Consider the following 20,025-nt stretch of genomic DNA (forward strand, 5'->3'; position numbering starts at 1 on the left):
ACTCCGGGCCGTTAATGGGGGGAATTACACTGCCTTCAACGCCATCCTCTGGCTTTAATCCGCTCCAGCCGCTGCTGTAAATCCGCCACCGCCGTGACGCCGTCACTATCACCGCGCAACACATTGAAGGTGGCGTTGTAGATGGCTTTCGAGACCTGCGCATACTGTCTTTTGGTCTGCGTCGCCGGGCGCGGCATAGCCTGCGTGAAAATGCCCTTGAAATCCGACAGATACGGCGCCTGCGCCAACACCTTGGGATCGTCATACAGCGCGGTCCGCGACGGCGCCCAGCCCATCAGCGTCAGCGCCCTTTTCTGCGATTCGGCGTCGCTGACGATTTTCAGCAGCGCTATCGCCGCCGTGGGGTTTTTGGTGTAGGCGCTGATCGCCCACTGCCAACCGCCCAGCGCGCTGACCGAGTTGCCGTCCGCGCCCTTTGGCAGCGGCAGCACGCCGACCTTGCCTTTGATTGCACTGCTGCTGTCCTGCGCCAGTACATAGGCGTAGGGCCAGTTGCGCATAAACAGCGCGTCGCCGTTCTGGAATACCGCGCGGGACTCTTCCTCCATGTAACCCAACACGCCCTTCGGCGAGATAGTGCCGATCCAGCCCGCAGCCCTGTTAAACGCCTGCGCCGCCTGCGGGTTATTGATGGTGATGTTGCCGTTGGCGTCGATAAACCCTCCGCCGTTCTGCGAGGCCACCCATTCCAGCGCGTTGCAGGTCAGCCCTTCGTAGGATTTACCCTGGAACACCAACCCCCAGAAGTTCTTATGGCCCGCCTGGCGTTCACCCTGCTGAATGCGGGTAGCGATGCGCGTCAGTTCATCCCAGGTGACCGGCGGCTGTTCGCCGTACTTTTCCAACAGATCTTTGCGGTAATAGAGCGCGCCGGTGTCCAGATAAGCCGGAACCGCCTTGACCCGCCCATTGACCACGTTGTTCTGCCAGGCAGCGGGGAAAAAATCCTGCCGGATGTCACTCACGCTGTCGGTCAGATCCAACAGGTGTTTGTTCAGCACGCCGATCCACACGGTATCGGCCTGAAACAAATCAATGGCGCTGGAATCCTTGGCGGCAAACAACTGCTGAAACAGCGACAGCTTTTCGTCGGAGGCGCGGGGAAGATCGATAAACTCCAGGGTATGGCCGGTCTGAGCCTCAAAGCGCTGCTTAATCTCATTGCAGAACTGACGGCCCTCTTTGCTGGGCGCGCATTCCATCCGCAAGGTATCGGCCAGCACCTGGCCGGACATCAGCGCCAGTGCGGTGGCGACCATACTCGGTATCAATCTTCTCATTGCGTCCTCTCTGGTGGCGGCTGGGAATACCGGCATAGGAGCAAACTATCGAAGGCGGGCTATTGGCGGAAATCGTTTTTCGCCGCTAAGATATAGAAACTTTCTATACCAATAGCGGAAAACATGATCGTGGACAAAATTCTGCGGCAGTTTATCGAAGTAGCGATGTTCAAAAATGTGAGTCATGCAGCAAACAAGCTTTGCCTGAGCCAGCCGACGCTGACCCACAACATGAAGAAACTGGAAGAGAACCTGGGGGTGCAACTGCTGGAGCGCACTTCAACCGGGGTTACCACCACCGAATACGGCGATCTGCTGCTGGAACAGGCGCAGATGATGCAGCGCATTTATGACAACACGCTGATCAAGCTGGCGTTCATCAAGGCACGCCAGGAACAGAGCCTGCGCATGGGCACCGGCCACGCCTGGTGGTATATGTTTGTGCGCGACAGCTTTAATGCCTACCGCAGCCTGCACTCTACGGTGAATATTCATATCGATCTGGGTAACCACCTGCGCCTGATGGATCTGCTGCTGGGCGGGGATATCGATATGTTTATCGGCCATGAAATTCAGGGGTTGAACCCCAAGGCCGGCATCAGCTTTTTGCCGCTGTTCAGCACCACCGACAGCATGTTCGTCCGCAGCGGGCATCCGCTGGCAGGCCGGCAGGTTGGGCCGGACGAATTATTGGATTACCCTTGCGTGGAGCTGACGCCGGATGAAAGCCGCTATCAACATATGGTGGAAGACATGCAGCCGAAGAAAATGGCGCGTAACCGGCTGCATCTGGCGGAACGGGTGATTTGCTCGACTAACTCGATGATGTCGGCGGTGGACATGATCAACGATTCTGACGCAGTGATGCTGGCTTATCCCACCTGCATGGCGGGTTATTTCGCCGACTACGGCATTGTGCCGCTGAAAACGACGCAGGAAAGCCTGCGTTGCACGGTGGGCATTTACCTGATGCGCGAAAAGGCGGATGCGCCCCACGTGGTGCAGATGCAGGCGTTAATGCATCAGCATCTGGAGCAGATCCGCCCTCTGTTGCTGTAGTTATTTCTCGCCGGTCACTGCGATCAACGCCTGATACAAGGGCCGGGCGTTGCCTGGCCCCACCACCAGTTGAAACTCGGGGGTGTGGCGCGACGTTTCCACCTCCAGCAACGCCTTAACCCCATCCAGTGCCTCAATCCCCGGCCGATCCAAGCGGCTGCCATCGCGCAGTTCCGCCCTGATGCGGCTGGCGCAGTATCGCAGTTTGATCAGATTGTCCGCCCCGCCGAATGCCGCCAACACCGATGCCGCCAGCTCATGCTTTTCCATTATGCCTCCTGAGAGAGTTTGCCACATGCCGCTGCAGCATAGGGCCGGTCGCCGGGCAAAGTGAAATTGATTTCAGCAGAGAGGATATAGAGTGAATCTATGGCGGACAAAAAAACGGCAATCATTGATATCCCTGCGCCACCGGCAGCGCTATGGTAGGCGCTGAGTTCACAGAATAACCAGGGACCGCAGATGAACCGATTAATCTGGGCTATCGTTATATCATTACTGATCGTTTGCATGCTGCTCTACATAATGACCGGCGCCAAGGTCTGAAGCCCCGACACGACGATCAAAAAGGGTATCCGCGGTAATGCACGGCAGTGACATTGACTTCAGGAGAGTGAAATGAAAGCGATAATCCCTGCGCTGCTGATTTTTGTCCTTTCCGGTTGTATTGGCAGAGGCGGCCCACAGGACGTGCCGCCACCGCCGGTACACAATGATCCGCAGACCTGCAACAACTCATCCGCCAGTGCCAACAGCGACTGTTCGCAATCGGTAGTGCCGGCGATGCACTAATCGGCGGACTGGCGGGCCCCCGAGAAACGCTCCGGCCCGCCGCCTTCCGGCAAAGGTTAAGAAGACTGCTCTTCTTCGTTGGCCAGATTCTTCGCCTGCTGTTTCATAAACACCACTTCCTGCGGGCTGGACATATTGACCCGCTGCGCGCGCAGCAGTTTGAGGATATTAAACAACAGCTCGCTTTTGGTGGCGCCGACCATGCGCGGGCTGGCAACGTAGCCGGTTACGCTGAGGATGATGCCTTCAGGGCCGAGCTGGCTGAAGCGGACATAAGGGGCCGGCGTTTCCTGAATGGCGTCATAATCCTGATAGGCGCTCAGCAGAATATTGCGCACCTGCTCAGGATCGATATCCGTCGGGAAGGTCAACGCAATGGTCACCACGCCCTGGGCGTTGCCCATGGTGGCGTTACGTACGTTCTGCGAGATCAGCTGCGAGTTTGGCACGATCATCGTCGAACGGTCGCTGAGTTGGATTTCGGTGGCGCGGATATTAATCCGGCGCACGTCACCCTCTACGCCGCCGATGCCGATCATATCGCCGACTTTCACCGGCCGCTCCGTCAGCAGGATCATGCCGGAAATAAAGTTCTTCACGATCTCTTGCAAACCAAAACCGATACCGACCGACAACGCACTGACAATCCACGCCAGGTTACTCCACTGGATGCCCAGCGCCGCCAGGGTGATCAGGATCAACAGCACATAGCCCACGTTACTGAACAGCGTGACCAAGGATGCACGGATGCCGATATCTGAAATGGTTTTCGGCAGCAGTTCATGGCTCAACCAACGCTGGGTCACCCGCATGATATAGATGCCGATGGCCAGGCATATCACCGCGTTGATCAGGTTTCCGGGCACGATGTTCAGGCTCTTCAACCCTTCGCCACTCAGAATGGCGATAATCTTGTCCAACAGCGAGTTAGGCGTGGTGGTGCCGAACGTGCCGTTAAACAGCGCGACAATCATCAGTAACAGCAAAGAACATTTGGCGACGGCGGTAAGAATAATCGCCATCTGCTCCAGGTGACGGTCCTTGAAGTTAAAGGACTTCTTGAGCATTTTTCCGCTGGCGGTTTGCGGTGAGAAAATCGCGCCGCACAGATCGACGGCAAACAGCAGCAGGAAATAGAACGCCATCAATACCAGAGCGATCCAAATCACCTGATAGGTCAGGAAGCGGGCGAAAGCGATATAGCCAATCAGCAGAGAGAACAGGATGACCAGCGAGCCCACCAGCGTGCCCATGTGCAGCAACCCGCTGATGGTGGAGCGCTTCTCGACATGTTCGCCCTGCTGCTCCAGCTTGCGGCGGATGCGTTGGGCCCGCAGTGGCATCGCCAGCAGCACCATGCCGATCAACCCGGCCACCAGGCCATTGCCGAAAATGGTCGAGGCCAGGCTGGCGCTCACCACGTTATTGATCTGTTCAACGGTGCCGAACGCCAGCGCCAACCCTGCCAACAACGGCGAGAAGAAACGCAGGCCGGAGGCGACGGCATCGTCCAACGAGGCCAAACGCCATGACGGGCGGTTAAGCGAAAGTGTGGCGCGGCCCAGTCCGGCGATCAGCGCGCAGAAGATCCCCAGCCGATTAAACCCCTCGGCGAAATCCTCCAGCATGGCCGGCAGCGGCTGCACGCGGGTAAAGGTGAGATACAGCAGATTCAGCGCGATGCCGGTGGTGATGACCGTGACGCTGACGGTCGCCATCGCCATAAAGCTGCGGCGCAAACGCCCGTCCGGCAGATAACGAATGCTCACCCAGGCCAGGAAACGCTCGGATAAATAACGCCCCCATGACCAGATAACGACCGCCAATAGCAGCAGGCCAAGGGTGCCGTAGCGCCACTCCTCCTGCCAACTGGCATCCCACGCCTCTTTCATGGCGACATGGAACTGATCCAGCCGCTGTGCGTCATCGTCCGTAGGTTGCACGATCGGTGACCAGAACTTGGCCCCCAACACGCTGCCGGTATTTAGCGCCAACTGGGTTTTGAACGCCACGCGGCGCATATCACCGATTTGCTGCCCCAGATCGAACACGCCGGTTCTCATCTCTTGCGCGCGTTTTACCGCATCATCCAGCTGCTTCTTGCTGTTGTTCAACGCGTTGCGCTGTTGTACCACGGCAGCGGTTTCAGGCATCGAACCGGCGGCGGGTTGCGGGCCCAGGACATCCAACTGCCCCTGCAGCTTTTCCTGCGCCGGTTGCAGATCGGTTGCCAGTTTTTCCAGACCGGCGGCCAGCTCGTCGGTGGTCTGCCTCAGCTTACTGAGCTGGGTATCTGTGCTGGCCTTGGAGACCTGCTGTTTGATGCTATCTAACTGTTTTTGGTAGTTTTTCAACGCGGCGGCGGCATCCGGCGCGCTGACGGCAACAGGGTCATCCTGTGCGGCGACGCTGGTCAGCGGCGTCAACTGCAACCCAAACAGCAGGAACAGGAAAAGAATGATCTGACGGGGTTTTAACATAAATTCAGTGCTCGGCAATGGCATGATAGACAGACGAAACAAACGGGCCGGTATTGACTATTTACCGGCCCGTTTGGCTAATCATAAACTGAGATTATGATAGCTGCTTAATCTCAGCTTAAATATCAGTATTATTCCCATTCAGCACGATTATTCCTCCTACTGCATTACCGCAACGGCACGACCGGAAATCTGGCCGCTTTTGGCCGTTAGCCTACTGATAATCTGAGTGATTGGGCAGTGGCCTATCCTGAAGAATAGCCCTATACTCAGCTCACCTATTAACCAACATTATAAAAGGAGGATTACTATGCCGATGTGTGAATTGTTTTTTTACTCACACTTCTATAGTGATCGCCGTTGCTCAAGCATTACCGGTATCGTGCTGTGATAACCCAGGCTTGAGCGAAGCTTACTGAAAAATTGAGTCCCTTCCCTCCGGCTTACCGGGTTGTCGTCAGCGATGTTTGACGATAGGCATTTGCCTGCCTGTAACTCTTGAGTAAGCAATGAGCACATTATTATCTGCACAATCCGTCGGTTACGACAACGCGTTCGGCCCGCTGCTGGCTGAGGTTTCCTTCAGCCTGAAAAAAGGCGATCGCATCGGTTTAATCGGCCACAACGGCTGCGGCAAAAGCACCCTGCTTAAAATCCTCAGTGGTGCCCTGCCCGCCACTACCGGCAGCGTTACCCTCTCTCACCAATGCCTGATGGCGCGAGTGGAACAACATCTTCCCGTCGAACTGCACGGCTGCACCCTGCTTGATGCGGTACTGGCGCGTCTGCCGGAAAACCAGCGCGTCAGCGAAAGTTGGCAGGGTGAAGTCCTGCTGACCAGCCTGGGGTTTGCTGCGTCCTCCTGGACACTGACCGCCGGTACCCTGAGCGGCGGCCAGCATACCCGCCTGCTGCTGGCGCGCGCGCTGATCCGCCGGCCGGACCTGCTGCTGCTGGATGAACCCAGCAACCATCTGGATCTGCCGACGCTGTTGTGGCTGGAGCGGTTCCTGCAAAACTGGTCGGGCAGCTTCGTGCTGGTTTCCCACGACCGCTACCTGCTGGATAAGGTGACCAACTGCACCTGGATCCTGCGCGACAAAACCCTGCAGTTCTTCCGCCTGCCCTGCTCTGCGGCGCGTCAGGCGCTGGAGGACAAAGATGCGGCGGATACGCATCGCCGTCAGGCGGAGCAAAAGGAGATCGAGCGGGTGGAAAAAAGCGCCCAGCGGCTGGCGGTCTGGGGACGGGTGTACGACAACGAGGATCTGGCCCGCAAGGCCAAACAGATGGAGAAGCGGGTCGACCGCCTGAAAGAGGAGCAAACTCAGCTGACGGCCGCTACTCAGTGGCGGCTCCGGCTGCGGGGCGAAGCCCTGGACGCCGATCGCCTGTTGGCCCTGCCGCAGCTGGATGTACGTCCGGCAGCTGATGCGCCGGTGCTGTTTCGCCTCGCGCATCTGCGGGTGAAAAGCGGCGATCGCATCGCCATCGTTGGCCGTAACGGCTGCGGTAAATCCTCGCTGTTGCAGCATCTGTGGCGGGAATACCAAAGCGCTGTTTCCGGTGAGGTGGTATTCCACCCCAGGGTGCGTATCGGGTATTACGATCAGAGCCTTCAGCAGTTGCAGGATGGCGATACGCTGAGCGAGGCGTTGACGCACTTCGCTCCGCTGACCGAAGAGCAGCGCAAAATGGCGCTGATTGGCGCCGGATTCCCTTACCTGCGCCATCAGCAGCGGATCAGCACCCTAAGCGGCGGCGAACGTTCGCGCCTGCTGTTTGTCGGCCTGACGCTGGCCAACCATTCGCTGTTGCTGCTCGACGAACCGACCAATCATCTGGACATGGAAGGCAAAGAGGAGCTGGCGGAAACCCTGCGCGAATTTGCAGGCGCAGTGATGCTGGTCAGTCACGACCGGATGTTGATAGAAAACAGCTGTAACCGATTCTGGCTGATTGATCATCAACAGCTTGAAGAGTGGCCGGAGCTGGACCCGGTCTATGCCCGGCTGGCGGAAGAACCCGGTGCAGAGCCACAAGCGGCCAGGCAAACCGCCTCCGGCGACAGCGAGGGGTTACACCATGATGAAGAGCGGCTGCTGGCCTGCTTGTTCGAACTCGAGGCTAAACTGCAGGAGGATTTGGCGCGCAAAATCAGGCACCAAAAACCGGCGTTGCAACAGCAATGGCGCAACGAAATTGCTGAAATCACCGTCCGGCTGAAGCTGGACTGACCTTCACAGGCCGCCCGTTCTGGCGGCCTTTCTATTATCCCAGCTACAGGCTTGCCGGGCGGACTTGATCAAATCCAGACATCGTTGACCGCAGTACGTTCTCCCCGTTCGTCACCGGTGTTCAACACGCCGCGAGGTTCGATAAGCATCAGTTGGGTTTCGATCTCGGCAGAGGTTTTGTGTTCGATGCCGCGCGGGACCACATACATCTCACCCGCATTGACCAGCACATGACCATCACGAAAATCAATGCGTAAAACACCGTCCAACACGATAAGGGTTTCATCGGTTTCGGCATGCGTATGCCAGACGAAGTCACCGTGAATTCTGACCACTTTAAACTGATAGTCATTCATCTCGGCAATCACTTTCGGCTGCCATTGTTCGGTAAACAGTGAGAGTTTATGAGCGAAATTAATAGGTTGATACATTTTCAGGCTCCTTGGTTAACAGGAGCCCAGCATAGTTGACCCGGCGGACGGCAATCTTGAATGATTGTGCAACTTCTGGATCAACCTCCTTTGATAAACCTCAGCCAGCGGCCAGGAGAAACGCCAAAATTGCTGATAAATTGGCGCGTCATGTGGCTTTGATCCGCAAATCCCGCATCGATTGAAATATCTGCCAGATGATGGCCCGCCAACATCCGCCGTCTGCAATGTTCAAGACGGCGCATAGTGACGTAGCGGTAGGGGCTGGTGCCAAACAGCACCCGAAAATCCCGGCTCAGACTCCAGCGATCTCTGCCGCTGATCGAAGAAAGCTCATCCAGGGTAATATTTTTATCGAAACAGGAATGGATATATTCCCTTGCCCTTTCAGCCGCCTGATAGTCAAACGCCCGCCGTTGATAACGTTGCCCCCCGACAACGGCCAGGGTTTGCGCCAGGTCATAAAGCGCATCCTCTTCCTCAAGCGTTTCAAACGGATCTTCCATGGCCCTGAGCAAGGGTTGAGCCGCAGCAAAAAGCCGTGGGTCACCGGAAAGACCGCCCGGAATAAAGGGCAATGGCTTGCCGCCGAGTATCTTTTGGATTAATGCAGGCTCGATATAAACCATGCGGTACTGAAACCCCTCTTGCGTACCCGCCTCCCCGTCATGAAGTTCATCCGGATGCAATACCAGGGTGCCGCCGGGCAAGCTATGACGCCTGCCGCCACGATAGTTGAAACTCTGCACACCGGACAACGTGCGGCCAATGGCGTAGGTATCGTGGCGATGGAGCTCATAGCCGTGCCCACCGAAAAAGGCTTCGATACGCTCAATTTGCATTGGGGAGCGGGCCGGTTTAACCCAGTCTTGCAGGTCTTTACTTCGTGACATGGGGGGATACCTGCGTCTGTCGAGACAACGATGATTGGAGGAAGGTTATTGATAATCGTTAAAGCTCGCGTTGGCTAGTTGGTCCGTTAAAAATGACCATTTCAAGATAATGAAAGTCGAAATCTCGGCATAAAGACAGCTTTTTACCCGCTAATCTGGACGCATTCTCATTGAAGAGTGTGACGCATGTTGATATCCAAAAGGCTGACGATTGCCTTACTTCCCTTGTTATCTGCCGGCTGCGTGGTGGGCCCAGGTCAACCTCCCCTCACCACTCTGCCGCTCGCGGCTAAGCCTTTGGCAAAAACGAAAACTATCACGCCCGATACGCCGGATAAATGGTGGTCTTTGTATCAGGATCCCGCCTTAAACCAGGCTGTCGAGCAGGCGTTGAGCAACAACCGGGATCTGCGTGCGGCAGCGGCAAATCTGCTTGCGGCCCGGGCACTTCTACGTGAAACCGATGCGCAAAAACTGCCCAGCACAAGTTTCGCTGCTAAGGGGGGATATGGCAGTTCGCTAGACGATCAAATCGAGGCGGCGTTAGGTCAAAGCGACAATATCCGCACCGGCAGCCGCTATAGCGCCGGGATCGATCTGCAATGGGAACTCGATCTGTTTGGCCGCCTGCGTTCACAGTCCGGCGCGGCACAGGCAGGCACGGAGTCTGCTCAGGCCGAAGAAGACGGCGTGCGCGTGTGGGTTGCCGCCGAAACGACCCGGGCCTGGCTCAGCGCCTGCAGCTACGGTCAACGGATCGGTATTGCTCAACAGGCTTTGGCGCAGGTTGAGCAAGGACAGCAGATTACCGAAGCGCTGTATCAATCCGGGGCCGGTGTCGCGCTGGATGTGGTTCGTGCTCAAGGTTTGGTCTACCAGACTCGCGCCGACCTGCCGGTGTTGAAAGCCAAACGTCAGCGCGTATTGGCTGAACTTGCGGTGTTAATGGGCCGCCTGCCTGCCAATCCCCCGGAACAGGCACTTGCCTGCCTGAAACCGCCAACGCTGGCGTATCGCGGCTTGCCTGACAACGACGGCTTAGCCCTGTTACGCCGTCGCCCCGATGTGCGCGAGGCACAACAACAGCTTGCCGCCGCAACGGCCAATATTCGCGTAGCGACCACCGATCTCTATCCGCGTATTTCGCTGGGAGCCAACATGCTCAGCTCCGCTCACCAGCCTGAAGATTGGGGTAACAGCGGCGCCACGGTCTGGAGCATCGGACCGCTGATCTCATGGTCCTTCCCTAACGTTACGCAGGCCCGGGCACGTATCGCTCAGGCAGGAGCCAAAGAAAGTGCAGCACTCGCGCATTTTGACGGCACGATTTTAGCTGCGCTGAAAGAGGTACAGGTGAGCCTGGCAAGCTATGACTCTGCCCTGCAGCAGCAAAAACTCCTTCAACAGGCAGCCGAAAACAGTCGACAAGCGCTGAAGCTATCGACGCTTGCCTATCAGGACGGTGCCGCAACCGCTCTCGACTATCTCGACAATCAACGTAATGACGTCGCCGTTCAGAGTGCGTTGGCGCGCGCAAATACGCGGGTAATTGAGGCTCAGGTGACGTTATTTAAAGCCCTGGGTGGCGGGTGGCAGCAGGCTCCCTCTGTGGTGCTCCCGGTACCTGAGCGGTCTAAAACCGCTTCCAGCATGTTATTTCCTCCTGTTTTTAAAAGAGAATCATAATAATGACCGAAAATACTTCGCCTGCTAAAAAGCCATTTTTTGCCGCCCGACGCGCAAAACCTCGGCCCCGAACTCTGGCCGGCATCCTGTTGGTTACCCTGTTGGTGTTGGCTTGGGGAATTTACTGGTGGACTACTGGCCGCTGGATGATCGAGACCGATGACGCCTATGCGCGCGCCGACATTGTCACGCTGGCCCCTCGCATCAACGGCTATCTGGTCACCGTGGAGGTTCGCGACAATCAACAGGTAAAAGCCGGCCAGGTACTGGCCCGAATCGATTCCCGCGATTATCAGGCCAAGGTTGAGCTGGCCGAAGCCGCAGTCGCGGCGGCGATTGCCGAAAATGACGTGAAACAGGCGCGTATCGCCAATCTGGCCGCTCGTCAGCAGCAGCAGACAAGCCTGATTGCAGAAGCTCAAGCCGCTGTCCGCGCCGCCGTCGCAGAATCAAATCGCTCGGCCTTGGAGGACCAGCGCCAGCATCGCCTGGCGCGCCAAAACATCAGCAGCGCCCAACAGGTAGAATCGGCTGACGCGGATGCCCGTAAAACCGCCGCACAACTGGCGCAGGCCGAGGCGCGGCTCGCTGGCCAGCAGCAGGCGCTGTCCGTACTCGCCAGCAGCCAACAGGCTACCGAGGCCGAGCGCGACAAGGCGAAAGCCATGCAGACGCAAGCGCAAGCCATGCTGACGATCGCACGCATTAATCTGGCGAGCACCCGGATTGTCAGTCCGATCGACGGCACTGTGGGTGAGCATGCTTTGCGGGCCGGCCAATATGTCGAGACGGGTTCGCCGCTGCTTGCCGTGGTTCCCGGCAATACTTACGTGATTGCCAACTTTAAGGAAACGCAAATTGACCCAATGCAGGTTGGCCAACCTGCCGAGGTACGGGTAGATGCGTTTGATGGGCAGGTTTTCAAGGGCAAGATCGAAAGCTTTTCCCCTGCGTCCGGGGCGCAATTTGCGCTGCTTCCCCCGGATAACGCCACCGGCAACTTTACCAAAATCGTTCAGCGGATGCCGGTGCGAATTCGCCTTGATGCCGGCCAGCCAAGGGTTGAACAGGTTCGCCCCGGAATGTCGGTGATGGTGACGGTGGAGACCCACCATGAGTAGCCGTCTCTCGACCCAGACCACGGTCATGCCCAACACAGACAAAATCTCGTTACGCACCTGGGTGGCCGTATTGGGCAGCGTCGTCGGCTGTTTCATGGCGGGCATGAATGTACACGTCACCAACGCTTCATTACCCGACGTGCGGGGTTCGCTGGGTGCCACCTTTGAAGAAGGATCCTGGATCACCACCGCCTATCTGGTGGCCGAGATCATCATCATCCCGATAACCGGTTGGTTAGTCTCGATATTTTCCATGCGCCGTGTGCTGATGGTCGGAACCTCTGGATTTGTGCTCTTCTCTATGGCCTGCTCGCTGGCCCCCAATATTCAGACCATGATCCTCGCCCGTGCGCTGCAGGGCGCGTTTGGCGGCGTGCTGATCCCCTTGTCGTTTCAGCTAATCGTCGGCGAATTGCCCTCTCACAAGCATTCTCTCGGCATGGCGCTGTTTGCGGTAGCTAACAATGTTGCGCAGGCGGCAGGCCCTTCACTGGGCGGTTGGTTAACCGATGCCTACTCATGGCGCTGGATATTTTATCTGCAAGTCCCCCCTGGGATAGTGCTGCTGGCCGCCATTGGCTGGTCGGTCAAACCGCAGCCCATGAGGCTTGAGAAACTCAAACAGGGTGACTGGTGGGGAATTATCACCATGGCGATTGGCCTTTCCTCTCTGCAAATCATGCTGGAGGAAGGCGGACGAGAGGATTGGTTTGCTTCGTCTTTTATCGTCAATTGCACCTTGCTGGCCGTGTTGGGGATTGCCGGTTTTATTTACGCGGAGCTTAAGAGTAAGACGCCGTTTATTAATTTGCGCTTGCTGGGCCGCTATAACTTCGGTCTCGCCAGTCTGATGCAGTTTTGCTTCGGCGCGGTGGTGTTTGGCGTGGTGTTCCTGGTGCCTAACTATTTCGCCGAAGTGCACGGTTACAACGCCAGCCAGATCGGGGCAATGATGATCCCTTACGGCATTATTCAATTTATCATGTCGTTCGCTACGCCTCGACTGATGCGCTGGACCAGCGCCCGCACCGCGATCGTGGCCGGATTCTTGATTACCGGCCTCGGTTGCCTGATGAACACTCACCTCAATCCCGATGCGGCTTATAACGTCATTGTTCCTTCGCTGATCGTGCGCGGCATCGGGCAATCGTTAGTGGTGGTGGCGTTGGGGGTAATGGCAATTCAAGGGCTGGAAAAGGATCAAGTGGGATCGGCATCGGGGCTTTTTTCGATGGTGCGCAACATCGGCGGGGCTATCGGTATCGCCCTTTCCAGCCAGATCGTGGTTGAGCGTGAAAAACTGCATGCGCAGCGCATTGGCGAATCTGTTACCTCTTTTGCTCAGGCGATGCAGGAACGGCTGGTCGAGACTGTCAGAATACTCTCGCACGGCCATCTCGATCACGCTGCGGCCCTGTATGGTGCGGGGGTGGCAAGGTTGCGCCTGCAGGCTTTGGGGTTGATTGATCAGATCCTGCATCGTGATGCCCTGCTGCTGGCCTACAGCGACGCTTTTTACCTTGCCGGGCTGGCAATGCTGGCCTGCGTGCTGGCAGGGTTCTTTTTGCGAAAAAACTGAGCGCTAACGATAAAACTCGGAAGGCCGCAATCCAAACTGGCGTTTAAAGGCGGCGGCAAAGGCGCTTTGGCTTTCGTAACCGTGCTGCAGCGCCACCTGCACAATCGGCATGCCTTGAGCCAGGCATTCGAGTGACAAAAGCAGGCGCGCCTGCTGCCGCCAACGCCCAAAGGTGATGCCGGTTTGCCGCTGAAACTGACGATGGAACGTCTTGGCGCTCATCGCCAAATCAGCGGCCCAGTCATCGGCAGCACGGTTATCGGCGGGATCTTCGGACAGTGTCTGGCAAACGCGCAGTATCCGTGCATCCAGTGGCCAGGGAAGATTAAAGGGCAGTACGGGCAAAGAACATAGCTCATCGAGGATAAAACGCATCAAACGGCCGTCACGGCTTTCCAGATCGTAATGGCCCGAGACTTTGGTCGCGGCAAGGATCAATTCACGCAGCAGAGGTGAAATCTCGATCACGCAGTCAACATCGGGTAATCCGGGAATAGCATCCTGATTGACGAAAATACTGCGCATTCGCGCCACACCGCGCATTCGCACGGTGTGACTGACGCCCGCTATCAACCACACGCCCCGGCTCGGCGGGACGACCCAACGGCCTACATCCGTTTCAATAACCAACACCCCTTCCACCGCATAAACCAACTGCGAACGCCGATGGCTGTGCGCGGCGATCACGTGACCGTTGGAGTAATCGACGGCAACGCCGGTGACGGGCATCGAGATGGAATCATGGTAGTGATCGGAAGCAAACTCGGCCATCGCTCGTCCTCGGGTTTCAAACAGCAATACCAACTTGTTGGTTTACCACTATTTTATCTTGTTTGGGCTTTTGTTGTCATCCCACTGATCGCCGCAATGCAGGCTCACAAAGCGGGCTTGATCGGTTCCACGTGCCCTATCGCCCGCGAAATGGTGGGGTAAAGCGCCCGCAGTTGGCGTTCTATGTGGTCCACCGCGTCGTGAGCCGCCACAATGGACGCCGCCGGCGATACCCGGCAATGGAAATTGACGATAATGCCATCCGCCGTTTTCCGCGCCCGAATGTTATGCACGTCCTGCACCATCTCCCCCTTTTCCACCGCAATTCGCAAGATCTGGCGGATAGTTGCCAGTTCATCCGGCTCTACGTCCTCACTGGCGATCCAATGAGGCATCTGCGGTTCAAGGTGAGTTTCGATTTCGGTGTCTTCGCCGATAGCCTGGCGCAAAAGGTTTTCAATCTCGCTGGCGATATCATGCGCCTGCGCCACGCTGGCGCTGGCCGGCACCGCCAGATCCATGCTGATCGACATGCGTTCCGGCAGTTGCTGCAACGCCACATTTTGCACCACCGCACCGTGATTGGCGGCAATCACCCGGATGCGGGTCGCCATGTCTTCATCGCTGCGGGTTTGCGGGTTGGCAATCACCGTGGCTTCGGCGTGGGCATACTGCCGCTCCAGCCGCTCGGCGATGGACTGCTTCAGCGCGTTGATGCGCTCCAGCGGCAAGGTGCGGCAGACGGCGACGGTCACCTCGATAAACAGGGCCGCACCGGCGTTGCGAATGCGGATATTCTCGGTCGCCAGTATCGCCGGAAAACTGTCCAGTAACGTGCCGATCTCCTCTTTGGCACCGGCAGGCGCCGTATCCATCAGCGAATCGAACGAGCGTTTGCCTAACTTCAAGGCAGCGACCACGATAAAACAGGCTACGATCAACGCCGCAATCGCATCTGCGCGGCTGAATCCCAGCAACACAAATATCATCCCCAGCAGCACCACGGCGGAAGACAGCATATCGGAAAAGAAGTGCAGTGCGTCGGCTTCCAGCGCCGCGCTGTCGGTGGCCTTCGCCACGCGATTCAGCGCCTTGACGCGGAAATAGTCGACCACAATCGAGATCAACAGCACCGCAATCACCACCGGCGCGGCGACAATCTCATGCGCCTGCCCCAGCAGGCTGGTGCCGGCCTCGTAAACAATCCAGCCCGCCGCGCCCAACAGCAGCAGTACTTCAAACAACGCCGCCAGATTTTCGACTTTGCCGTGACCAAAGTGGTGGTCCTCATCGGCTGGTTTGTCGCTGATGCGCACCGCCAGCCAGGTAATGCTGGTGGCGACAAAATCGGTGAAAGAGTGTATCCCTTCGGAAATAAGACCAATACTGCCGGTAAAAATACCCGCAGCAAATTTACCGGTCGCCAATAACCCACTGGCTATCATCGAGTTTCTGGCAACGGACTGTTTTTCATTTTGCATAGTACGGCTCACATTCGCATTCGCATTGGAATTTATTTTTTATTTTTTGCAGACAATTGCCAGACAAAAGCAACCAGCAGCATACTACCCGAGAATGTCAGCATTAAACTAGACAGGAATTCTGATTTTCCGGTTGAATAAAAATAAATCTCATTAACACCCACAGAGATCATTAAAATGGCATACAGCAGGCCAAGAATAAAAATAATCATTATCGTTTTACTCGTTAAAACCGCAGGCGGCGGTCAGAGTTTTATCGGTATCCTCCCCGTCGTAAATAAAACACTTCGGGGAGGATGCATTCCGGTGGTTCTTCAACGTTCATTAATCATCCCATTTGGTGCTCATATAGGCGGCTAACAGGCCCAGTGAGCTGATAATGCTCAGGAATCCTACAAAAATTGTCATGTTTCCCATTATTATTTCCTCAGTTAACGGTTATCGATAAAAACCTCTTTAATTAAAAAGTGGGTTAAAGGATTATTCATTGCTATTAACACGCCTCCTTATTGGGTGAGATAAAATGTCCGCTCCGGCAGCGACACGAAGCGGATTTTCGGTTTAAATATGCAGAATGTGCTGGGCAATTTTGAAATAGATAATCAGGCCGGTACCATCGATAAAGGTGGCGATAAAGGGTGCGGACACCACCGCCGGGTCGATCCCCACTTTTTTCAGCAACATAGGGATAATCGAGGACACAATCGCGCTCCAGACGGTTATTGCCACCAACGACAGGCTGACGACCATCGTCACGTCCATTCCCACACCCATGATCCACGCGCGAACCCAGGCGGCGACGCCGATAGTGGCGGCGATCAACAGCGAGGTGGACACCTCTTTGCGGATCACTGCCCCCAGGTTGCGCAGGCTGACTTCGCCAAGCGCCATGGCGCGTACCAATGTGGACGTGATCTGCGTACCGCTGTTACCGCCGGTACCAATCAGAAGCGGGATGAAGAACGCCAGGGCGATCGCCGCTTCCAGCTGGTCTTCAAACGCCTTCAGTACGTTGCCGGTGTAAGCTTCGGCGACGAACAGCATCAGCAACCAAACCGAGCGTTTGCGCCACAGCGCCCAAGGGCTGGTTTCCAGATAGGGCTTGTCCAGCGGCAGGCTGGCACCCTGTCGTTGTGCATCCTCGGTGTTTTCATCCTCAATCAGCCGGGCGATTTCCTTTTCCCCCAACACCCCGACCAAGGTTTTATTCACCACCACCGGCACTACGTCCAGCCCGCCCTTGCCTAATAAATGGGCGACGTCATTACGATCGTCGTCGGGCGATACCTGGAAATAGCTGTGGTTAATCATTACCCCAACGGCTTTATCATCCTCCTCGCACTGCAACAGTTTTTTAACCGACAGCGTGCCACGCAATTGATAATCGTCGGCGGTGACAAACAGCTGAGCCGGAATTTCATCCGTTTTAAGTTGTGAAAGAAAATATTCTTTGGCTTTATTGACCGTCATATTACCGGGAACGGTAATAAAATCGGCGTTCATATAGTTTGCTACCGAGGACTCATCCAGAACGTCAGCATTGGCCAGCGCCGGAGATGAGTAATTTTGATGTGACTTCATCATGTTAGTCCCTATTTCTGTTTAAACTTCAACAGCGAATCGCATAGGGGCGTTAACCACAGAGGGAGTGCAGACAGCCTATCTCCGCGTCCAGGTTTTAGCACTATACAACGTATCTGATGTATTTATCAGAAGTTACCTTGGGCTAAACCTTAATCCGATAAAGCCTGTCTTAACCTTGGGCATCTCTCGATGTCGTCAGATCAGTAACCTGTGTTTGTATAGGAGCCTCGCCAAACGAGATACTGCATATAAACTACGGGAGGCATTATAGCCGCGTTTTTTGGCGGCGGGCGTAAATCTGGCCAGCCGTTTATGAAACATTTAGAAAAAACCATTTAACTACAAAGATAATAAAAATGGGGCAGAAAAATCCCACCCCTATTATTACGACGTCAGTGAGCGATAATATAGGCGTTCTTGTCGTACATCGGCCCCTGTCGGGTAAAATCGATGCCTTTCACATAGGGTTTGACCAGCGTGGCGTTGGCTTCGTAATAAACCGGCGCCACCGGCGTATCCACCGCCAACCTCTCCTCGGCCTGTTGGAAATAGAGTTGTACCTGCTGCGGCGTCTTCGCCGCAGTGGCCTGATGCAACAACCGATCGTAATTCTCGTTGGCATATTTGGCGGAGTTTTCACTGCTGGTAGAACGGAAGACGTTCAGGAAGGTGGACGGATCGTTGTAGTCTGCCAGCCAGCGAGAAAAAGCTACGCTGTAATGCCCATTGTTGATGTTATCCAGCGTCACCTTGCGCTCTTGGCTTTGCAACGTCGCATTAACCCCCAGATTCTTTTTCCACATCGCGCTGCTGGCGATGACAATCTTTTTGATGGTGGCGTCATTGCTGTACAACAAATTGAACTGCAACGGGCGCTCAGCGCTAAATCCGGCCTCCGCCAGCAACTTTTTCGCCTGGGCGACCCGCTGCTCCTGCGACCACCCCGCCGCCTCCCCGGCCTTCAGCGTGAAACCGCCGGCCCCGGAAGGGGTAAAGGTCCAGGCCGGTTGCTGGCCGTAGCCCAACACCTTGGTGGCGATAATCTCTTTGTCCAGCGCCAGATTTAACGCCTGTCGCACCCGTACGTCATTAAAAGGTGCCTGCCGGGTGTTAAAGGCAAAATAGCTGGTGGACAGTAACGGATAAGTCACCAGTTGTTCCTCGCCCAGGCTCTTTTTCAACTGCTGATAAAGTTCCGGCGGGGTGCTATAGCCCAGCTCAATTTCCCCGGCCCTGAAGCGCGCCACCTCGGGGAATCCTTGCAGCGGCAGGAAAGTCACTTTGTTAAGCACCGTATGGGCGTTATCCCAATACTGGGCGTTACGCTCCACCACCACTTTTTCGTTCACTACCCACTGCGTTAACCTGAAAGCGCCGTTGCTGACGAAATTCTGCGGCTGCGTCCAGTTTTTGCCGTATTTTTCCACCGCCTTGCGGTTCACCGGCAACACAGGGAAATGCACCAACTGTTTGAGCAGATAGGAGTTCGGCTCAGACAGCGTGACCTGCAGGGTATTGGCATCCAGCGCCTTCACCCCCAACTCCGTCGGCGGTTTGCTGCCGGCATTAATCTCCGCAGCGTTAAGCACATAGGCCGAGGCCAGATAGCTGCCGTACGGCGAGGCGGTTTTGGGATCGGTCAGGCGGCGCCAGCTAAAGACGAAATCCTCGGCGGTAACCGGATCGCCGTTCGACCATTTGGCTTCCGGGCGCAGATGGAAGGTCCAGACATTGCCCTGGTTTTCCCATTGCGTGGCCAGCGCGGGAATAACCTCGCCGTTTTTACCCACCCGCAGCAACCCTTCGAACAGGTCATTGAAGATATTAAACTCCACGTTGCTTTCAGCCAGATTGGGATCCAGCGTCGCAGGCTCATAGCCATTGGCCCGCACCAGTTCCTGAGTGGCCGCTAGTTTGACGCCCACCGGCACTTCGGCGGCATGAACCAGCGTGGCCGCCTGCAAAGACAGGAAGATTAGACCAGCCAATCCGTCAAGTCTGAATGAATGTTTCACGTCTTTATCCATTATTGGTGTTTTGTAGACGCTCATATTCATTGAAGCAGTTGAATAACTTAAATGATTAATCGCTATGACTCATAACCAAAAGACGTGATGAATTTCTTTCATTATCAAACAAATACCCGCCAAAATGGCGGGTATTTGTTTACAGCGGTTGAAACAGCGTCAGTTGCAATCCGGCCGGCGCTTCCAGCCGGTTATTGATCGAATTGAAGGGCGTAACCCGCGGCTCAGACAAGACCTGCGCACCGCCCTGCGCCAGACTGGCCGTGGTTGCGGCAATATCGGTCACCTCAAATGCCACCCTGATCCAACCGGAGACGCGTTCGCCCACTTCTATCTGGTCGATATAAGCGGCGGTGGCGGGCTCCACCAGCTCCAGCGTGGCCTTGCCCGCCTCGAGAATCGCCACCCTGCCGCTGTCTGGCGGCACCGCATCGAGCTGGGTCAACCCCAGCCGATCGCGGTAGAAAGCCAGGGCGTTATCAAAATCTTCGGTGGTGATCACCAGACGTAGCTGTTTTACCGATGATGCAGACATGGTTATCTCCTGGTTAGTTGGCTGAGTAATTTTCATCTGTTAACCTGC

Annotated in this window: 19 protein-coding genes and 1 riboswitch; of the genes, 6 read left to right on the forward strand and 13 right to left on the reverse strand. The window is 56.0% G+C overall.

Going from position 1 to position 20,025, the window contains the following annotated elements; translation table 11 throughout:
* Positions 1-35: 35 nt before the first annotated feature.
* The gene (locus tag JEM67_RS14575; RefSeq protein ID WP_199635942.1) at positions 36-1,301 is read right to left on the reverse strand and encodes an ABC transporter substrate-binding protein; all 1,266 of its coding nucleotides are present in this window, start codon (positions 1,299-1,301) and stop codon (positions 36-38) included.
* Positions 1,302-1,424: 123 nt separating this feature from the next.
* On the opposite strand from JEM67_RS14575, the gene JEM67_RS14580 reads away from it, so the two are divergent.
* A complete protein-coding gene (locus tag JEM67_RS14580; protein WP_013813027.1) occupies positions 1,425-2,360 on the forward strand; it encodes a LysR substrate-binding domain-containing protein in 936 nt (311 codons plus the stop codon).
* Here JEM67_RS14580 and JEM67_RS14585 read toward each other — a convergent pair whose 3' ends face one another.
* Both JEM67_RS14585 and JEM67_RS14590 read right to left on the reverse strand, forming a co-directional pair.
* Positions 2,361-2,630, reverse strand: a complete 270-nt coding sequence (locus tag JEM67_RS14585) for a PTS transporter subunit EIIB (RefSeq protein WP_062790613.1) — start codon at positions 2,628-2,630, stop codon at positions 2,361-2,363. It abuts the gene before it with no gap.
* A complete protein-coding gene (locus tag JEM67_RS14590) occupies positions 2,630-2,872 on the reverse strand; it encodes a hypothetical protein (RefSeq protein ID WP_199635943.1) in 243 nt (80 codons plus the stop codon). Before JEM67_RS14590 ends, JEM67_RS14585 begins: the two co-directional genes overlap by 1 nt.
* Before the next feature lie 106 nt (positions 2,873-2,978).
* Here JEM67_RS14590 and JEM67_RS14595 point away from each other — a divergent pair, with 106 nt between their 5' ends.
* Complete coding sequence (locus tag JEM67_RS14595; protein ID WP_013813029.1) at positions 2,979-3,152, forward strand: hypothetical protein; 174 nt, start codon at positions 2,979-2,981, stop codon at positions 3,150-3,152.
* A gap of 56 nt (positions 3,153-3,208) precedes the next feature.
* Here the strand turns inward: JEM67_RS14595 and JEM67_RS14600 are convergent, their stop codons facing one another.
* Positions 3,209-5,632 (reverse strand): DUF3772 domain-containing protein, encoded by a 2,424-nt coding sequence (locus JEM67_RS14600; RefSeq protein ID WP_199635944.1) that lies wholly within the window; start codon positions 5,630-5,632, stop codon positions 3,209-3,211.
* A 509-nt stretch (positions 5,633-6,141) separates the two neighbouring features.
* On the opposite strand from JEM67_RS14600, the gene JEM67_RS14605 reads away from it, so the two are divergent.
* Positions 6,142-7,869, forward strand: a complete 1,728-nt coding sequence (locus JEM67_RS14605) for an ABC-F family ATP-binding cassette domain-containing protein (protein WP_199635945.1) — start codon at positions 6,142-6,144, stop codon at positions 7,867-7,869.
* Positions 7,870-7,937: 68 nt separating this feature from the next.
* Here JEM67_RS14605 and JEM67_RS14610 read toward each other — a convergent pair whose 3' ends face one another.
* Positions 7,938-8,300 carry a cupin domain-containing protein gene (locus tag JEM67_RS14610; protein ID WP_006319691.1) on the reverse strand — a complete coding sequence of 121 codons (363 nt, stop codon included), beginning with the start codon at positions 8,298-8,300 and terminating at the stop codon, positions 7,938-7,940.
* Between the two features lie 80 nt (positions 8,301-8,380).
* Positions 8,381-9,193 (reverse strand): AraC family transcriptional regulator, encoded by an 813-nt coding sequence (locus tag JEM67_RS14615; RefSeq protein ID WP_199635946.1) that lies wholly within the window; start codon positions 9,191-9,193, stop codon positions 8,381-8,383.
* A gap of 186 nt (positions 9,194-9,379) precedes the next feature.
* Here JEM67_RS14615 and JEM67_RS14620 point away from each other — a divergent pair, with 186 nt between their 5' ends.
* Genes JEM67_RS14620 through JEM67_RS14630 form a run of 3 tightly spaced genes read left to right on the forward strand, consistent with a single transcriptional unit; the run spans position 9,380 to position 13,579 of the window.
* A complete protein-coding gene (locus JEM67_RS14620; protein ID WP_199635947.1) occupies positions 9,380-10,879 on the forward strand; it encodes an efflux transporter outer membrane subunit in 1,500 nt (499 codons plus the stop codon).
* Between the two features lie 2 nt (positions 10,880-10,881).
* Complete coding sequence (locus tag JEM67_RS14625) at positions 10,882-12,000, forward strand: HlyD family secretion protein (RefSeq protein WP_199635948.1); 1,119 nt, start codon at positions 10,882-10,884, stop codon at positions 11,998-12,000.
* Positions 11,993-13,579, forward strand: coding sequence for a DHA2 family efflux MFS transporter permease subunit (locus JEM67_RS14630; protein ID WP_199635949.1), 1,587 nt, complete (start codon positions 11,993-11,995; stop codon positions 13,577-13,579). The genes JEM67_RS14625 and JEM67_RS14630 overlap by 8 nt, the downstream gene beginning before the upstream one ends.
* A gap of 3 nt (positions 13,580-13,582) precedes the next feature.
* Here JEM67_RS14630 and JEM67_RS14635 read toward each other — a convergent pair whose 3' ends face one another.
* From JEM67_RS14635 to JEM67_RS14665, 7 genes are all read right to left on the reverse strand, one after another.
* Positions 13,583-14,350, reverse strand: coding sequence for an AraC family transcriptional regulator (locus JEM67_RS14635; protein WP_199635950.1), 768 nt, complete (start codon positions 14,348-14,350; stop codon positions 13,583-13,585).
* Positions 14,351-14,454: 104 nt separating this feature from the next.
* Positions 14,455-15,831: a cation diffusion facilitator family transporter gene (locus JEM67_RS14640; protein WP_199635951.1), complete on the reverse strand. Its 1,377-nt coding sequence runs from the start codon at positions 15,829-15,831 to the stop codon at positions 14,455-14,457.
* A gap of 32 nt (positions 15,832-15,863) precedes the next feature.
* The gene (locus tag JEM67_RS14645) at positions 15,864-16,043 is read right to left on the reverse strand and encodes a hypothetical protein (RefSeq protein ID WP_013813035.1); all 180 of its coding nucleotides are present in this window, start codon (positions 16,041-16,043) and stop codon (positions 15,864-15,866) included.
* Between the two features lie 112 nt (positions 16,044-16,155).
* Positions 16,156-16,248, reverse strand: coding sequence for a protein MgtS (mgtS, locus tag JEM67_RS14650; protein ID WP_013813036.1), 93 nt, complete (start codon positions 16,246-16,248; stop codon positions 16,156-16,158).
* Positions 16,249-16,392: 144 nt separating this feature from the next.
* A complete protein-coding gene (locus JEM67_RS14655; RefSeq protein ID WP_199635952.1) occupies positions 16,393-17,415 on the reverse strand; it encodes a magnesium transporter in 1,023 nt (340 codons plus the stop codon).
* Between the two features lie 72 nt (positions 17,416-17,487).
* A riboswitch (M-box (ykoK) riboswitch) is annotated at positions 17,488-17,661 on the reverse strand.
* Positions 17,662-17,807: 146 nt separating this feature from the next.
* Positions 17,808-19,472, reverse strand: coding sequence for an ABC transporter substrate-binding protein (locus JEM67_RS14660; RefSeq protein ID WP_199635953.1), 1,665 nt, complete (start codon positions 19,470-19,472; stop codon positions 17,808-17,810).
* Positions 19,473-19,581: 109 nt separating this feature from the next.
* On the reverse strand, positions 19,582-19,977 hold the full coding sequence (locus JEM67_RS14665) for a VOC family protein (protein ID WP_199635954.1): 396 nt from the start codon (positions 19,975-19,977) through the stop codon (positions 19,582-19,584).
* Between the last annotated feature and the right edge of the window lie 48 nt (positions 19,978-20,025).

This window comes from Serratia sp. PAMC26656, from assembly GCF_016469055.2.
Lineage (GTDB): Bacteria > Pseudomonadota > Gammaproteobacteria > Enterobacterales > Enterobacteriaceae > Serratia > Serratia plymuthica.

Excerpts from the sequence above, each read along its gene's own strand:
- JEM67_RS14665 (WP_199635954.1), bottom strand. The coding sequence starts at position 19,977 with ATGTCTGCATCATCGGTAAAACAGCTACGTCTGGTGATCACCACCGAA.
- JEM67_RS14620 (WP_199635947.1), top strand. The coding sequence starts at position 9,380 with ATGTTGATATCCAAAAGGCTGACGATTGCCTTACTTCCCTTGTTATCT.
- JEM67_RS14640 (WP_199635951.1), bottom strand. The coding sequence starts at position 15,831 with ATGCAAAATGAAAAACAGTCCGTTGCCAGAAACTCGATGATAGCCAGT.
- JEM67_RS14645 (WP_013813035.1), bottom strand. The coding sequence starts at position 16,043 with ATGATTATTTTTATTCTTGGCCTGCTGTATGCCATTTTAATGATCTCT.
- JEM67_RS14655 (WP_199635952.1), bottom strand. The coding sequence starts at position 17,415 with ATGATGAAGTCACATCAAAATTACTCATCTCCGGCGCTGGCCAATGCT.
- JEM67_RS14660 (WP_199635953.1), bottom strand. The coding sequence starts at position 19,472 with ATGAATATGAGCGTCTACAAAACACCAATAATGGATAAAGACGTGAAA.
- JEM67_RS14595 (WP_013813029.1), top strand. The coding sequence starts at position 2,979 with ATGAAAGCGATAATCCCTGCGCTGCTGATTTTTGTCCTTTCCGGTTGT.
- JEM67_RS14600 (WP_199635944.1), bottom strand. The coding sequence starts at position 5,632 with ATGTTAAAACCCCGTCAGATCATTCTTTTCCTGTTCCTGCTGTTTGGG.
- JEM67_RS14630 (WP_199635949.1), top strand. The coding sequence starts at position 11,993 with ATGAGTAGCCGTCTCTCGACCCAGACCACGGTCATGCCCAACACAGAC.
- JEM67_RS14580 (WP_013813027.1), top strand. The coding sequence starts at position 1,425 with ATGATCGTGGACAAAATTCTGCGGCAGTTTATCGAAGTAGCGATGTTC.
- mgtS (WP_013813036.1), bottom strand. The coding sequence starts at position 16,248 with ATGGGAAACATGACAATTTTTGTAGGATTCCTGAGCATTATCAGCTCA.
- JEM67_RS14605 (WP_199635945.1), top strand. The coding sequence starts at position 6,142 with ATGAGCACATTATTATCTGCACAATCCGTCGGTTACGACAACGCGTTC.
- JEM67_RS14625 (WP_199635948.1), top strand. The coding sequence starts at position 10,882 with ATGACCGAAAATACTTCGCCTGCTAAAAAGCCATTTTTTGCCGCCCGA.
- JEM67_RS14610 (WP_006319691.1), bottom strand. The coding sequence starts at position 8,300 with ATGTATCAACCTATTAATTTCGCTCATAAACTCTCACTGTTTACCGAA.
- JEM67_RS14575 (WP_199635942.1), bottom strand. The coding sequence starts at position 1,301 with ATGAGAAGATTGATACCGAGTATGGTCGCCACCGCACTGGCGCTGATG.
- JEM67_RS14585 (WP_062790613.1), bottom strand. The coding sequence starts at position 2,630 with ATGGAAAAGCATGAGCTGGCGGCATCGGTGTTGGCGGCATTCGGCGGG.
- JEM67_RS14615 (WP_199635946.1), bottom strand. The coding sequence starts at position 9,193 with ATGTCACGAAGTAAAGACCTGCAAGACTGGGTTAAACCGGCCCGCTCC.
- JEM67_RS14590 (WP_199635943.1), bottom strand. The coding sequence starts at position 2,872 with ATGCAAACGATCAGTAATGATATAACGATAGCCCAGATTAATCGGTTC.
- JEM67_RS14635 (WP_199635950.1), bottom strand. The coding sequence starts at position 14,350 with ATGGCCGAGTTTGCTTCCGATCACTACCATGATTCCATCTCGATGCCC.